This is a genomic window from Nocardiopsis trehalosi NBRC 14201, assembly GCF_001552555.1.
Classification (GTDB): Bacteria; Actinomycetota; Actinomycetes; order Streptosporangiales; family Streptosporangiaceae; genus Nocardiopsis_B; species Nocardiopsis_B trehalosi.
The window spans coordinates 17,589-32,114 of record NZ_BCRK01000010.1 but is presented as its reverse complement, the minus strand read 5'-3'; the positions used below and the strand labels follow the sequence as shown (position 1 = coordinate 32,114).

Genomic DNA, 14,526 nt, shown 5'->3' with positions numbered 1-14,526 from the left:
GTGGGGCGTGGCGGTGGAGAACGGGCGGGCGGACCCGAAGCCGGAGGCGCGGCGGCGGGCCGCCGTGGTCGCGGCCGTGGCCGGTATCGCCGCCGCGGGCTGGGTGGCCGCCGGGCTGGGGGAGGCCGCCTGGGCCCAAGGCGAAGACCCGGCGGGCCAGTCCACCGCGGACCTCGAAGAGGTGGTGGAGCGCCTGCGCAACGTCATCATCGCCTTGGCTTCGGCGTTCGCGACGCTGCTGCTTACCGTCGGGGGACTGCGGTGGATGCTGGCCGGCGGCGACCCCAGCGAGATCGACCGGGCGAAGAAGGCGCTGGGCGGCGCAGCCGTGGGCTACGGCATCGCGATCCTGGCCACGGCGCTGATGGTGGTTCTGGATTACATCGTCAAAGGCGCGGGGAAGTGAGCATGCCGCTGCCCGCCCTCCCCGAGCCCGACGTGCAGCCCGGCCCGGCCCCGCGGCCGCCGGAGCCCGAGCCGCCGCAGCCGGGCCCGATCGAACCGGGACCCGAACCCTCCCCGCCCCCACCGCCCGAACCCGAACCCGAGTTCCCCGAGCCCGACCCGTCCCCGGGACCGCCACCTCCCGACCCGGAGGACCAACCGGAGCCGGAGCCTGCCGAGGAGGCCGAGGGCGGCCCGCTGGACTGCGGGATGCTGGAGGTGTCCTGCCACGTCTCCAACTGGTTCCACGACCTGGTCTCCGACGCGCTGAACCCGCTGTTCGGATGGCTGGCGAAGCAGGCGTTCCGCGTCCCCATGCCCACCGATGGCGTCGAAGAGCTGTGGCGCGGGGTCCTCATCACCTCCAACACCCTGTTCGTGCTGCTGGTCATGATCGGCGGCGCCGTGGTGATGGGCCAGGAGACGTGGCAGAAACGCTCCGGCGCCGGCGAGGTGCTGGGCCGGATCGTGTTCGCCTTCGCCGCCTCCAACTTCTCCCTGTGGATCGTGGAGGAGATGTTCACCGCGGCCAACGGCGTCTCCGCCGCCGTGGCCTCCGACGGCGTCAATCCCGAGGAGGCGGCGCGCAACCTGCACGAGCGTATGGACGTGCTGCTGATGGAAGCGGTGGTGTTCATCCTGCTGCTGCTGGTGGCCGCCGTGGTCCTTCTGGTGGTGTGGGCGGTGATGGACATGGTGCGCATCGTGTTGTCGATCGTGCTGGTGATCGCCGCGCCGCTGCTGCTGATGTTCCACGCCGTGCCCGCCACCAACCGGCTGGCGGAGCTGTGGTGGCGGTCGATGGTCGGGCTGTGCGCGGTGCCGATCTGCCAGTCGATCGCCTTCATCGCGTTCATGCGGCTGTTCTTCGAAGGCCAGTTCACCTACTTCGGCAGCTTCGAGGGCCTGGAGGCCGGAGCCGGCCCGGTTCCGGGCGCGGCGGTGGGCCCTTCGGCGATGGTGGCCTCGCGCCTGATGGTCGCCACCGCGCAGGGCGCCACAGGGACCGGCGGGGTGTTCTACAGCCTGATCCTGTTCCTGGTGATGCTCTACCTGCAGATCCGCATACCGTTCTGGATCTGGAAACTGGTGTGGTCGCCGCGCCTGGGGGCCTCGCCGATCGTGGGGCTGGGGCGGACGGTGGCGATGATGCTGCTGTACCGGGGCATCAAGGGGCTGCGGTTGCGCGGCGGCGAACCGGTCCACATGGGTTCAGCCGCCCGGCGCCCCGGCGCGCGGGCCACCCTCACCCGGCTACGACCGACCGGTGTGGGCGGGCGCCCCCGCGCCGCCGTGGGCGCTGCCCCGGGCACCGGGGTGCAGCCGCTGCAGCCCAACATCTGGTGGTACCGGCATCGCTCCGAACCGCCCGTTCCCGGGGCGGTGCCCACCTCGGCGAGGCGCCAGATCACCGGACCCCGCGCGCTGCCCGCTGCCCCCGACCCAGGCGACCCACCGCCGCCCCGCCCCCACCCGGGGACTCCGCCCCGTCCGTCGCTCGGCGACGGCCGGTTCCCCCGCCGACCGCGCGGTGAGCAGCAGGAGCTGTTCCGCCCCATCACCCCGCCCGGCCCGGCCCAGCAGCAGCCGGTGGCGCAGCGGTGGCGCCAAGGCGTCCTGCCCACCCCGCCACCCCAGCGCCACCCCGGTCGGCCCCGGGGCCAGCGCCTCGGTGAGGTCTTCGACGCGCCACCGCCCACGGCACCGCCGCGGCTGAAAGGGCAGCGGAGCCTGTTCCCCAACCCCAGGAAGCACTGGGTGCAACGCGGCCTGCCCTTCACCACCTCCACCCGGAAACCGCGCAGGAAGGACTGACCGTGGTCGCAGCCGACGAGGCTTCGCAGTGGCGGGCCCGCATCCCCGCCGACATCGACCGGCCCGAACCCCTCGCCTTCGGGCTGAGCGGACGCCAGCTCCTCATCCTGACCCCGGTGCTGCTCGCCCTGTGGGCCGGCTTCCTCCTGCTCAAGGACACCGTCGAGCCGGCGGTGCTGGCCGGGTGCACGGTCCCGGTCGCCGCCGTGGCGCTGGTGGTCGCCCTCGCCCAGCGCGACGGCACCGGCATCGACCGCCTCGCCTGGTCCGCTCTGCGGTGGGCGGGCTCGGGAAAGCGCCGGGTGGGCGCCCCCGACGGGCTGCCGGACATCCCGTGGTGGGCGCCCAAGGCCCCTCGCGGGCCACGGCTGCATCCGCTGCGGCTGCCCGCTTCGGCGATCACCGACGAGGGCGCCATCGACCTCGGGGAGCGCCACGCGGCGATCATCGCCTGCTCCACGGTGAACTTCCACCTGGCCTCCGGCCGCGAACAGGACTCCATGATCACCGCCTTCGCCGCGGTCCTCGACTCGCTGAGCGACCCCGTGCAGATCATCGTCCAAGGCCGCGCCTTCGACCTCGCCCCTCTCACCCGGCGACTCCGCGCCGACGCCCCCCGCCTGCCCCACCCCGGCCTGGAGGAGGCCGCCCTCGACCACGCGGACTTCCTGGACGAGCTCCAGGACCACCGGGAACTCACCCAGCGCCGCGTCCTGGTCGTGGTGACCACCGGCGCGCGCGGTGCGCGTTCCGCGGCCGGTGCGATCCGCGCGGCGGACACCCTGGCCGCGGCCCTGGGCGGGATCGGCATCCGCGCCGACGTCTGCGACCGGGAGACCTGCGAGCAGGTCATCCGCTCCTGCTTCGCCCCCGCCTACAGCACGCCCGCCGACACGGCCCCGGAAGAGGGGTGAGGCGACCCGTGCACCGCCTGTGGAAGCCCGCGAAGGGGGAGTCGACGGAGCTGGGCGGCCCGGCCGTGGAGATCGGCGCGAGGCGCCTGTCCGTCGAGGGCGGGGTGTGCCAGACGCTCATCGTCACCGGATATCCCCGCGACGTCCACGCCGGGTGGGCGGAACCGCTGCTGCACTACCCCGGGCGCATGGACGCCGCCCTGCACATCCTGCCCGTGCCCGCCGGGATCGCCGCCTCCCGCCTGCGCAAGCGCCGCGCCCGCCTGGAATCGGCGTGGCGCCTGGACGCCACCCGCGGCCGGGTGGAGGACCCCCTCCAGACCGCCGCGACCGCCGACGCCGGCGACCTCGCCGAACGCATCGCCACCGGGTGCTCCCGACTCTTCCGCCTCGCCTTCTACCTCACCGTCCACGCCCCCGACCCCGCCGCCCTGGACACTGAGCTCGCCTACGTCCGAGCGCTGGCGTCGTCCATGCTGGTCGACACCGCACCGGCGACGTTCCGCAGCCTCCAGGGCTGGATCGCCACCCTCCCGCTGGGAACCGACACCCTGGCCATGGGCCGCACCATGGACACCGACGCCATCGCCGCCGCCCTGCCCTTCACCTCCCCCGAACTCGACGCGGAACTGGGCGAGACCGCGGTCGTCTACGGCGCCAACACCCACTCGACCGGCCTGGTGCTGTGGGACCGGTTCTGCGGCGGCCTGGACAACCACAACGCCGTGATCCTCGCCCGCTCCGGGGCGGGCAAGTCCTACCTGGCCAAACTGGAGATCCTGCGCTCCCTCATGGCGGGCGTCGACGTCGCGGTCATCGACCCCGAAGACGAGTACGCGCGCCTGGCCGAAGCCGTGGGAGGCGTCCGCATCCCGCTCGGCACGCCGGAGGGCCGGATCAACCCCCTCGACCTGCCCGCCGACGGCGACGCCCAGGCGTTCACCCACCGGGCCCTGTTCCTGCACACCCTGATCGCGGCCATGGTCGGCGCGTTGACCCCCCACGAGACCGGCGCCCTGGACCGGGCCATCCTCACCGCCTACGCCGCCGTCGGCATCACCCGCGACCCCCGTACCTGGAACCGCACCCCGCCGTTGCTGGCCGACCTCGCCACCGCCCTGGACGCCGATACCGACAAGGAAGGGCGAGAGCTGGCGGCCAAGCTCGCCCCTTACGTCACCGGCTCCCACGCCGACCTGTTCGACGGCCCCACCACCGGCCGCTTCGACGGCCACCTCAGCGTGGTGTGCCTGCGCCACCTGCCCGACGAGGTCAAGACCGCCGGACTGCTGCTCGCCCTGGACGCCCTGTGGCGCACCATCACCGACCCGGCCCAGCGCCGCCCGCGCATGATCACGGTGGACGAGGGGTGGCTGCTCCTGCAGAACCCGGTGGGGGCGAAGTACCTCTACCGGTTCGCCAAAGCCGCCCGCAAGCACTGGGCCGGACTCACCTTGGTCACCCAGGACGTCGGCGACGTCCTCGCCACCGACCTGGGGCGCTCCATAGCCGCCAACGCCGCCACCCAGATCCTCTTGAGGCAGGCCCCGCAGAACCTGGACGCCGTCACCGACGCCTTCCAGCTCTCCCACGGCGAACGCCAGATCGTCTCCACCGCCCAACGCGGTGAAGCCCTCCTGCTCGCCGGGAACCAGCGGGTCGGCTTCCGCGCCCTGGCCTCCCCGCAGGAGGACGCGCTCATTACCTCCGACCCCGCCCAACTCGCCGCCCTCCACCGCCACGCCGGCGGCCCCGACGGCGAGGAAGCGCTCTTCGACGGGCCGGAGCGGTGAACGGACCGTGGCCGACCGCCGTCCCGGGGCAGGTGCTCGCCGGGCTCTGGGAACCGGTGCTGACCGCCGCCGCACTCACCGCGATCGGGTACGTGGTCGGCGTCCTCGGGGTCCGCCTGCTGCGCCATCGCCGCCTGCACCGCGACGCCCGCCTGGTGGAGATCCTGGCGCCGCCCGAGGCCACCCTCGACTCCGCGCACGCCTTCTGGACCCACACCATCGGCCTGCTCAGGCCCCGCTGGCGCCGCCCCTTCGACCAACCGCACCTGGCGTGGGAGTACACCGCCACCGCCGCCGGTATCCGGGTCCACATCTGGGTTCCCGGCGCGGTCCCGCCCGGCGTGGTGGAACGGGCCGTCGCCGCCGCCTGGCCGGGCGCCACCACCCGCACCAGGCCCGACGCTCCGTCCTTGGAGACCGGTGCGGCACAGACCGGGGGGTGGCTGCGCCTGGCCCGCGGCGACGAGTACCCGCTGCGCACCCGCTTCACCGACGACCCGCTGCGCGCGCTGCTGGGCGCGGTCACCGACCTGGACCCCGACCAGCAGGTGAGCGTGCGCGTGTGCGCCCGGCCCGCCACCGGGCGACGCACCGCCCGCGCCCGCCAGGCCGCCGCCCACATCCGCCGTTCCACCGGCAGCGCCGCCCTGCTGCTCGACGCCCTCGCCCCCCAGCCCGCCCGCACCCCGGGCCACACGTGGCCCGACGCCGGCGACAACATCCGCCAGATCCTGACCAAGGCGGCCTCCCCCCGACTGGCCTGCCACATCAGCTACCTCCTCAGCACCGGTACCGGCACCGAGCAGGCCCGCGAACGGCTGCGCGGACGCGCCGCCGGCGTCGCCGGCGCCTTCGCGGCCTTCAGCTCCGGCACCAACCACCTGCGCCGCGTCCGGATGTGGAAGCCCCGGCTGTGGGCGCGCCACCGCTACCTCGCCCGCGGCTACCTGCTGTCGGTGCCCGAACTCGCCGCCGTCGCCCACCTGCCCACCGACACGTGCGTTCCGGGGCTTGCTCGCGCGGGAGCCCGACGAATCGCTCCCTCGCCAACCATCCCTTCCGGTGGAGAGCACACCCGGCTTCTCGGTGAAGCCGACACCGGGGCGGCGCGCGGCATCGCCGTCGGTGTGGCCGAGTCCCGCCAGCACACCCACGTTCTGGGCAAGACCGGCTCCGGGAAGTCCACGCTGCTCGCCAACCTCGTCCTCCAAGACGCCCAGGCCGGCCGCGCCGCGCTGGTGATCGACCCGCGCGGCGACCTGATCAGCGACGTCCTGGCCCGCCTGCCGGAGCAGGCCGTCGACCGGGTGGTCCTGTTCGACCCCGACGACAACGCCCCGCCGCCGCGGTTGAACCTGCTGCACGGCGGCGACCCCGACGTCACCAGCGACACCGTCACCGGCATCTTCCACCGCATCTACGCCCAGTGGTGGGGGCCGCGCACCGACGACATCCTGCGCGCCGCCACCCTCACCCTCACCCGCGCCCGGGATCCCCACCTCACCCTCGGCCACATCCCCCGGCTCCTCACCGACGACGACCTCCGCCGCCGCCTCACCGCGGGATGCCGGCGGGACGAGGCCCTGAACGACTTCTGGAATTGGTACAGCGGCCTGAGCCTTTCCGCGCGCTCCGCCGCCACCGGCCCCGTCCTCAACAAGCTGCGCACCGCGCTGCTGCGCCCCTGGGTCCGCCAGGTGATCGCCTCCGGGCCCTCCACCATCGACCTGGCCGAGCTGTTCGACACCGGCGGCCTCGTGCTGATGCGCCTGCCCAAGGGCCGCCTCGGCGAGGACACCAGCTCGCTCATCGGCTCCTTCGCCCTGGCCGCGACGTGGCAGACCGTCACCGCCCGCGTCCACCAGCAGGAGCAGCGGCGGGCGGACGTGGCCGCCTACATCGACGAGTGCCACAACTTCCTCAACATGCCGGGCAGCCTCGCCGACATGCTCGCCGAGGCCCGCGGCTACCACCTCGGCCTCACCCTGGCCCACCAGGAACTCGGCCAGCTCCCGGGCGACCTGCGCAAGGCGCTGTCGGCGAACGCCCGCACCAAGATCTACTTCACCTGCTCGCCGGACGACGCGGCCCAGCTCGAAGACCACACCCTGCCCTCGCTGCGCGCCTACGACCTCACGCACCTGGGCGCGTACCAGGCCGCCGTGCGTCCCCTCGTCGGAGCCAAGGAGCAACCCGCCGCCACCCTGCGCACCCGGCCGCTCGCCCCGCTCATCCCCGGCCGCGCCACCCAGGTCCGCACCGCCGCCCGCAGGCACGCCCCCTCCTCGCCCGCAACCGGCCTCATCCACGACGACCGCTGACCGAGGGAGACACCAGCGTGCAGCGCACCCCGCACCCGGCCGCCGTCGCGGCCCTGGCCGCCCGACTCACCGACCGCGACCGCGTCCTGCTCCAGGCCCTGCACACCCACCGCGTCATGACCACCACCCAGGTCGGGCGCCTGCTGTTCAGCGGGCCCCACGCCCGCAACGCCCGCAGGCGGCTCCTCCTGCTGCACCGGCTGCACGCCATCGTGCGCTTCCGCCCTCTCGCGGCCACCGGCAGCGCCCCCGCCCACTGGGTCCTGGCCCCCGCCGGCGCCCACGTCCTGGCCCAGCACCACGGCACCACCGTCAAGGACCTCGGCTACACCTACGCGACCGCGATCGGCGTCGCCGCCTCCAGCCGCCTGCGCCACATCGTCGGCCTGACCGGCTGCTACGTCGCCTTCGCCCACGCCGCCCGTACCACCCCCGGCGCCGAACTCCAGAGGTGGCGGGGCGAGACCGAGTCCGCCCGCCGCTGGGGCCGCTACATCCGCCCCGATGCCTACCTGCGGTGGAAGCAGAACGGTGTGGTCCTCGACGCCTTCCTCGAATACGACAACGGCACCGAGACCCTCGCCCGCGTCGAGGACAAGATCGCGGGCTACGCCGATCTCGCATCCGCTACCGGACTGCCTTCCCGGCTCCTGTTCGTGGCCCCCGGGCACACCCGCGAACGCAACCTCGCCCGGACGCTCGACGCCCACCACACCGCCGAGGTCCCCATCCACCTCAGCACCCATGCGCTCCTCGACGGCCCCGGCCCCGCCCGCACCGTCTGGCGCGGCACCCGGGACGACACCCGAAAGCGCCTCGCCGACCTCGCGACCTGAACCGCCGCCGCCCGGCGGCCGAAACCCCTCCGAGGAAGCGCTCACCCGTGCTCAAGACCGCCGTCGCACTGACCGCCGGGTTCCTACTGCTGCCGGTGCTGCTGACCGCCATGGCCACCGGCTCCCTGTCACGCGGCGGCGTCCCCGCCAACGTCCCCGGCATCCCCGACGTCCTTCTCGACGCCTACGCGCGCGCTCCCGGCCGTCTCGCGCTTCTGCACCCGGACTGCACGGGGATGACCTGGGCCGTCCTCGCCGGCATCGGCCGCGTGGAATCCCACCACGCCCACGGAAGCACCATCAAGCGCAACGGCGACATCGTCCCGCCCATCATCGGCCCCCGCCTCGACGGCAGCGGCGCCGGCGGCAACACCACCCCGCACTTCGACACCGACGGCGGCGAACTCGACCACGACACCCACTACGACCGCGCCGTCGGCCCCACCCAGCACCTGCCCGCCACCTGGGCCGCCTACGGCACCGACGCCAACGGCGACGGCCGGGCCGACCCCCACAACGCCTACGACGCCGCCCTGTCCACCGCGGTCCTGCTGTGCTTGAGCGACGCCGACCACACCGTCGACTTCACCGACCGCGCGCAGCTGCGCGCCGCCCTGTACCGATACAACCGCTCCCACGCCTACGTGGACGAGGTCATCCACCACATCGACGCCTACACTGCCTCGGGCCTCGCCGCCGCATCGGGGAAGGCGGGGAGCCGCCAGGGCCGGACAGCCGTGGAGTGGGCGCTGAAGCAGGTCGGCAAACCCTACGTGTGGGGCGGAACGGGCCCCGGCGGATTCGACTGCTCCGGGCTTGTCATGCGGGCCTGGCAGGAGGCCGGCGTCACCATCCCCCGGGTCACCACCGACCAGTACCGCGCCGGGACCCCCGTCGCCCTGGACGACCTGCAACCCGGCGACCTGCTCTTCTACGACACCAGCCAGTACGCCCCCGGCCCGGCCCCCACCCACGTCACCATGTACATCGGCGAAGGCCGGATGGTGAACGCCCCCTCCACCGGCAAGACCATCCGCACCGAACCCGTGGTCGGCGACTTCTACGGCCCCTTGTTCATGGGGGCTGTTCGACCGACTTGACCCTCGTTGGCACCTCTCGAGCAGGGTGTGTCTCTGTCCCGGATGTAGGGACGCATAGTCGGCGAAGACATTTCGATTGTGGCTTGTCGCCGGGGGATGGTATTGGCCTCTGAGGCACCTACTGGGCCGGTAGGCGGCGCGCCTCCGGAGCATGACGCCGTGCACGCCGGCCTCCCGGTGGAGCCTGAGGAGTGGATCGCTCTGCAATGTGCCGGCCGACGTTGCTGCGGAATCCCCCCAGCTCATGGTCGTACAGGTCTGACGGCGCATGGCGTTCCACCCCCTGAGCGGTCCGAAGGAGGCGCCGCTCCCACCGTCTCTGCTTACCGGTCTCGCTAAGGCCGTGAGTCCGAAAAGCCGGGGTCCAGCAGCCTGCCGCGTCGGCGCCCACCGTCCACACGCGGTTTCCGGGCCGCAGTTTGCGCTGGTTGTCGACCGGCCTAAACTACAACCACGTCGGCCAGGATGCTGTAACCCACCAACAGATACTTTTTGGTACGATATCTGAGCTTTGTCCGCATATGTCTAGCCGTACTTGGGTTCTCGATTCCCGTACGCGAAGTTTGCGCATGTCCCGAGACGCGGCCGGGGGTAACGTCCCCGTGGTTGAGGCACCACTTCCTCGGCTATAGCGCTTGGGTCCGAGCTAAAGTGAACGGGCGTCGACTGAACTGGGTGTATCCCTTTTGTCGACGCGGAAAACGGCGGGAGCCGCGCCCGTTTGCGAGACTAACGCGACTCCCGCTAGATGGGCTCCGGGGGGGCTGTTAAAGGCCCTCTCGGAGTCCGTCCCATATCGTTTTGAGAACCTCCCATGCGGCTGACAGGGCGTCCCACGCAGCGGTGGCGATTATGGCCTTGGCTGGGTATGTGAGCGCGGGGACCAGGCAGATCCAACCGTGATTCTTGGCGGGCGCTTCCTCCTTTCGGTGGCGGCCAACGTACCGCCTTCTAACGTATTTTTTCACATTGCCTCCTTCATGATGGGGCATTGCGCCCGACTGTTCCCCCCGGCCGGAGGGGAACGGCCTCATGAAGGCCGGTTCGGTGATCTTCTGCGTCGCCGGACTTGATTATGTGCCACTCGCACGGCGTATCGGACAAGCGATAATACCGTCGCGACGCCACGGGCCTGACGTCAGCTTCCTGCGCGTTGCCTCTCTGTCGCGCCCCATGTGTCCCAATCTGATCGATCTGGTGGATTCGTGGGGCTTCTTGCTTTTCGCGCAGTTCGATCTGACGGGCTGCCATGTCGCATGCTAGGGCATCATTCTCCCAAGCCTCTTCTTGGAAGTAAGGGAGGTTCCGACGGTGTCAGCATACTGCGGCCCAACTCGTTGTAAGGTTCCATATGCCAAGGTTACCGATGGGAAGGGGTACAGGCGATGGAATCAGCATCCGAGTACGGACCTGTGATACAGCGCGCACTTCTGACCCGGGAACTCGTCAAACTTCGCAGAAGCTATGGAATGACTCAGGAGGCCGTCGCGCATGGCCTCGACTGGTCGCATGCGAAGGTCATGCGGCTGGAGAGCGGCAAGCAGGGGATCAAGAAGGCCGACCTCATGGCCCTTCTTCATCTGTACGGTGCAGATGAGGACAAAATCGGTCGAAACCTCAAAGAGCTGGCGACTCTATCTAAAACAAGGGCATGGTGGGATAAGTATCGTGAAGATGTGTCTGAAGGGTACTTGCGGTACGTCGGATACGAAGCAGGGGCAGCCACCATAAAGCACTCTCAAACCGCGGTCATACCTGGATTGCTGCAGACGCGCCCCTATGCCGAGGAGGTTGCGCGGCTATGGGCGCCCGATCGCTCTAAGTCGGTGGTCGACATCCGGATGGCCCGGCAGGGGAAAATTCGTGAACGCAGCAACCCTCCCGAAGAGGTGTACGTACTAGACGAGGCGGTGATCCACCGATGGGTCGGAGGTGAACAGAAGCTCCACCTCATGCTGGAGCAGATAGAACACCTGATCAGCATCTCGGAAGAGCCAAACATAAGCCTGCACGTCATACCTTTCGGTAGCGGATTTCATGGTGGCCTCAAGGGGCCGTTCACTATCCTCGGGTTTCATGGAGACCTCGAGGACGTGCTTTACATGGAGTCTCGCAGGACGTGCGAGATCACCTTCGATCCGAAGTCTGTGGCTGCATGCCAGCAAGTCTTCGGTGACCTGATCGAGAATCACGCGCTCGATTGTGGTCGCTCGCGGGCCAAGCTGAAGCAGGTCCTGGAAGATTTGCGGCCAAAGGGGAAATGACGGGATGTTCGCGGCTCGCTTATCCTGAGGATGACAACGGCGGGAGTCGGACATCGCCTGGTGCATCTGTTGTCTCGGCTCTAGAATGATCGGCAGTTCAGTCCGCTGGCCCCCACGGCAGGCTGTTCGAAGCGCTGATCAACGGGCTCGATTGGTCAGCCGTCGACCCCGCTGCAGAAAAGGATCGAGATGAGCGATGTGTCCCTCTCCGCTCCCAACTGGCGGACCAGCTCATATACACACAGCGCAGACTGTGTAGAGTTCGCGCTCCATGACAGGCGGACACTCATGCGCGACTCGAAGAATAGGAGCGGACCCGTGCTCTGCTTCTCGGAAACCGAATGGGCGGGCTTCGTTGCGTTGGTGAACTCTCGCGTATAGTCGTATTCCTCCCCGCGCGCGTGGAGATAAGCATGCAGAGGCCCCGGCCGGATGATCCGGCCGGGGCCTTCGGTCGTCAAGGCCTCAATGTGCTCATCGTCTGGCGGTCGGGCGAGCGGCTGGGATCACGACGAGTGTGCAACTCCGCTTGCCGCGGCTGATCACACGTCGACTCCGCGGTGGCCGGCCCACTCGGTGGCGGCGTCGGCCATGGCGCGGAGCCAGGCGGCGTATGGGCGTTTCTCGGCGAAGGCGGTGTGCATGCGAACCGAGGCGGCGGCGAACGCGTCCACCGCCACGGAATCCGCCTTCACCCACGCAGCACATCGGGAAGCCCAGTCCTCGGCGTCGGCCGGCGGGTGCCCGGCCGCGACGAGTTGGACGACCAGAATCGCGGGGTCGATGAAGGCGGCGCCGCGGGTGGGCCAGGCCCAGTCCACCGCCCACACCCCGGACGTTCCGATGATGATGTTGCTCGGGTGGATGTCGGTGTAGAGCAGGGTCTCCCCGGCGAACAGGGCGGCGTCGGCTTCGGAGGTGAACCGGTCCCACCGGGTCTCGGGCCAGTCGCGGGCCACGTCGGGCAGCGGTAGGTGGCCGATGCGGTCGATCAGGTCGGCCACGACCGGCAGGTCGGGGGAGCCGGGGGTGATGTCGGGGTGGCGGCCCTCTACCACCTCGAAGCCCAAGGCGAGCCAGGCGTCGTCTTCGGCGTGCCAGAGCAGGGCGGGCGCCACCCCTGCCAGGTGGGGGGCGATCAGGCGTTCGCGGGTGAGGGAGTCGCGGCGGCCGCCGGGGCGGTTCTTCATCGCCTTGACGAAGAACCGCCCCTGCTCGGCCTCCACGATGGCCGCGAGGTCGGAGGAGTGGCCGCCGGCGGAGCGTGCGGCCGTCACCGGCCCGGTGTGCGGCCGGATCAGCTCCACCAGCCCGGGGGCCATCGTGGGCATGAGGAGTCCTCGGCGTCGGGAGCGGGTCAGTAGCGCGGGTTGCACCCGGACAGGGGGCCGCCGGGGGTGCATTCCTCGTCGGGGTCGCACCCGCGCGCGTCGCGGACGGTGGTCCGGATGGTGGCGGTGGCCTGCGCCATCTCGGGTCCGGTCAGGATATCGGCGAGCGGGGTCTCGGGCACGGTTCCCACGGTCATCCACCCGGCGGAGAACACGCACGGGGAGACGCGTCCGTCGGGGCCGACGGCGGCCTTGCCGGTGCCGCAGTTGCCGCAGAGGTTCTCCACCGCCGGGGCGTGGTCCTGCCCGGCCCGGCCGAACTCGCGGATCCGGTCGACGCGGATGCGTTCTGGGGCGACGCCCATGGCTTCCAGGTCGCGCCGGGTCTCGGCGGTGTCGTCGGCGGCGACGATGCCGACTCGCAGGCGGATGCCCAGGGAGACCGCCTTGGCGATGTTGGCGCGCGTCCGCGCGTGGGAGCGCCGGTTCGTCATGGCGTCGTGTTCCGCGGCGGTGGAGGAGTAGTACGACGTGGCGAGCGACATGCCGGGGCGGCGGAACACCTTCCACATGCGGTCGGTGACGTGGACGAGGTTGGAGTAGACCTCGACGTCCAGGCCGGCGTCGAGGGCGTGGCCCACGATGGCGAGCATGTCCGGGTGCAGGGTGGGTTCCCCGCCGATCACCTGGATGCGGCGCACCCCGCTGAGCACGGCCTGGTCGATGACGGTGCACCAGTCGCTGCTGGACATCTGTCCGTGCCCGCCGTCGGGGCCGGACTCGTTGTAGCAGTGGCCGCATTCCAACTGGCATTTGCGGGTGATGTCGAGCCAGAGCATGTCCACAGGCGGGGTGGCTACTCGTTCGGGAAGGAGGCTGGTCATGACGTTTTCCTTTCTCGTGGCTGTCCGACGGTCAGACGGTGCAGATGACGTGGCTTCGATTCGGCGAGCGGGCGAAGCGCGCGCTTGAGGCCGCGATGTGGGCGGCCCGAAGCGCCGCCCGAGGTCAGAGAGCGGGGAGGCGGTGCGCCACCTCGCGGTCGAACCAGTCGGGGAAGGGCTGGGCCTGGGCGTAGAGGGCGGCCATGGCCTCGGTGACCATGGACGCCAGCGGGGGGTTGTCGATGCGTTTGGCGCCGGCGGGGTGGCCGTCGGCGGTGGTGCGCAGCAGGTAGAGCACGCGGCGGCCGTAGACCACGACGTCGGGCAGACGTCCGCGTTCCTCCCACGAGGCCAGCCGTTCGGCGTCCAGGACCCGGATGGGATGGCCGGCGGCCGCGAACTCGGCCAGACTCAGCGCCTCCCAGGCGACGTAGTCGCTCAACGGGTACTCCATGATGCGGAGCCGGTGGTAGGCGATGCCCTGGTAGTTCAGGCGGTGCGCCTCCTCGCGCAGCGCGGGACGCTCCGCGGCGAACGCCTTGCGCGCTGCGGCGAGGTCGCCGCTGAGCAGGGTGGGGCGGGCGGGGTCGCGCGGGTCGGGGACGTCCTGGGTGCGCTGGAGCCGGTAGCAGGGGCCGGTGGCCTCGGGGTCGGCGCGCACCGCGGCGGCGTCGAGGCGGTAGGCGTCGCGGTCCAGTTCGCGGCCGCGGGCGTTGATCAGGGCTTCGAACACGTGCACAACGGGGTCCTTGGTCGGGTCGGTCGGCGGGTGCGCGGCCCCCCGTGTGGTGGGCGGGGTTGCGCTGCTGCGTCGGTTCGAGGCG

The 14,526-nt window shown here is 70.9% G+C and carries 12 protein-coding genes; 9 read left to right on the top strand and 3 right to left on the bottom strand.

The features are described 5' to 3' along the window. The first annotated feature begins 7 nt into the window (after nucleotides 1-7). The 9 genes from NT8_RS03335 to NT8_RS28305 all read left to right on the top strand — a co-directional run bounded on the left by NT8_RS03335 (nucleotide 8) and on the right by NT8_RS28305 (nucleotide 11,868). A complete protein-coding gene (locus NT8_RS03335) occupies nucleotides 8-406 on the top strand; it encodes a pilin (RefSeq protein ID WP_245646013.1) in 399 nt (132 codons plus the stop codon). 2 nt (nucleotides 407-408) lie between these two features. Then, nucleotides 409-2,259 carry a hypothetical protein gene (locus NT8_RS03330; protein WP_067964103.1) on the top strand — a complete coding sequence of 617 codons (1,851 nt, stop codon included), beginning with the start codon at nucleotides 409-411 and terminating at the stop codon, nucleotides 2,257-2,259. Nucleotides 2,260-2,261: 2 nt separating this feature from the next. Continuing rightward, the gene (locus tag NT8_RS03325; RefSeq protein WP_067964101.1) at nucleotides 2,262-3,173 is read left to right on the top strand and encodes a PrgI family protein; all 912 of its coding nucleotides are present in this window, start codon (nucleotides 2,262-2,264) and stop codon (nucleotides 3,171-3,173) included. After that, a complete protein-coding gene (locus NT8_RS03320; RefSeq protein WP_281203375.1) occupies nucleotides 3,170-4,966 on the top strand; it encodes a VirB4 family type IV secretion system protein in 1,797 nt (598 codons plus the stop codon). The genes NT8_RS03325 and NT8_RS03320 overlap by 4 nt, the downstream gene beginning before the upstream one ends. Beyond that, nucleotides 4,963-7,287, top strand: coding sequence for a type IV secretory system conjugative DNA transfer family protein (locus tag NT8_RS31175; protein ID WP_281203374.1), 2,325 nt, complete (start codon nucleotides 4,963-4,965; stop codon nucleotides 7,285-7,287). The genes NT8_RS03320 and NT8_RS31175 overlap by 4 nt, the downstream gene beginning before the upstream one ends. A 17-nt stretch (nucleotides 7,288-7,304) precedes the next feature. Then, nucleotides 7,305-8,123, top strand: coding sequence for a replication-relaxation family protein (locus NT8_RS03310; RefSeq protein WP_067964098.1), 819 nt, complete (start codon nucleotides 7,305-7,307; stop codon nucleotides 8,121-8,123). Between the two features lie 47 nt (nucleotides 8,124-8,170). Then, entirely contained in the window at nucleotides 8,171-9,223 is a 1,053-nt protein-coding gene (locus tag NT8_RS03305) for a C40 family peptidase (protein ID WP_067964096.1), read from the top strand. A gap of 1,385 nt (nucleotides 9,224-10,608) precedes the next feature. Beyond that, nucleotides 10,609-11,487: a helix-turn-helix domain-containing protein gene (locus NT8_RS03300; RefSeq protein WP_084468604.1), complete on the top strand. Its 879-nt coding sequence runs from the start codon at nucleotides 10,609-10,611 to the stop codon at nucleotides 11,485-11,487. A 189-nt stretch (nucleotides 11,488-11,676) separates the two neighbouring features. Continuing rightward, nucleotides 11,677-11,868: a DUF397 domain-containing protein gene (locus tag NT8_RS28305; RefSeq protein ID WP_084468603.1), complete on the top strand. Its 192-nt coding sequence runs from the start codon at nucleotides 11,677-11,679 to the stop codon at nucleotides 11,866-11,868. A 161-nt stretch (nucleotides 11,869-12,029) separates the two neighbouring features. Here NT8_RS28305 and NT8_RS03290 read toward each other — a convergent pair whose 3' ends face one another. From NT8_RS03290 to NT8_RS03280, 3 genes are all read right to left on the bottom strand, one after another. Beyond that, nucleotides 12,030-12,818, bottom strand: coding sequence for a hypothetical protein (locus NT8_RS03290; RefSeq protein ID WP_067964090.1), 789 nt, complete (start codon nucleotides 12,816-12,818; stop codon nucleotides 12,030-12,032). Between the two features lie 26 nt (nucleotides 12,819-12,844). Next, nucleotides 12,845-13,702: a radical SAM/SPASM domain-containing protein gene (locus tag NT8_RS03285; RefSeq protein WP_067964087.1), complete on the bottom strand. Its 858-nt coding sequence runs from the start codon at nucleotides 13,700-13,702 to the stop codon at nucleotides 12,845-12,847. Between the two features lie 124 nt (nucleotides 13,703-13,826). Beyond that, nucleotides 13,827-14,441, bottom strand: a complete 615-nt coding sequence (locus tag NT8_RS03280) for a DUF6879 family protein (RefSeq protein WP_067964084.1) — start codon at nucleotides 14,439-14,441, stop codon at nucleotides 13,827-13,829. Nucleotides 14,442-14,526: the final 85 nt, after the last annotated feature.

Excerpts from the sequence above, each read along its gene's own strand:
- NT8_RS03330 (WP_067964103.1), top strand. The coding sequence starts at position 409 with ATGCCGCTGCCCGCCCTCCCCGAGCCCGACGTGCAGCCCGGCCCGGCC.
- NT8_RS03300 (WP_084468604.1), top strand. The coding sequence starts at position 10,609 with ATGGAATCAGCATCCGAGTACGGACCTGTGATACAGCGCGCACTTCTG.
- NT8_RS28305 (WP_084468603.1), top strand. The coding sequence starts at position 11,677 with ATGAGCGATGTGTCCCTCTCCGCTCCCAACTGGCGGACCAGCTCATAT.
- NT8_RS03290 (WP_067964090.1), bottom strand. The coding sequence starts at position 12,818 with ATGCCCACGATGGCCCCCGGGCTGGTGGAGCTGATCCGGCCGCACACC.
- NT8_RS03285 (WP_067964087.1), bottom strand. The coding sequence starts at position 13,702 with ATGACCAGCCTCCTTCCCGAACGAGTAGCCACCCCGCCTGTGGACATG.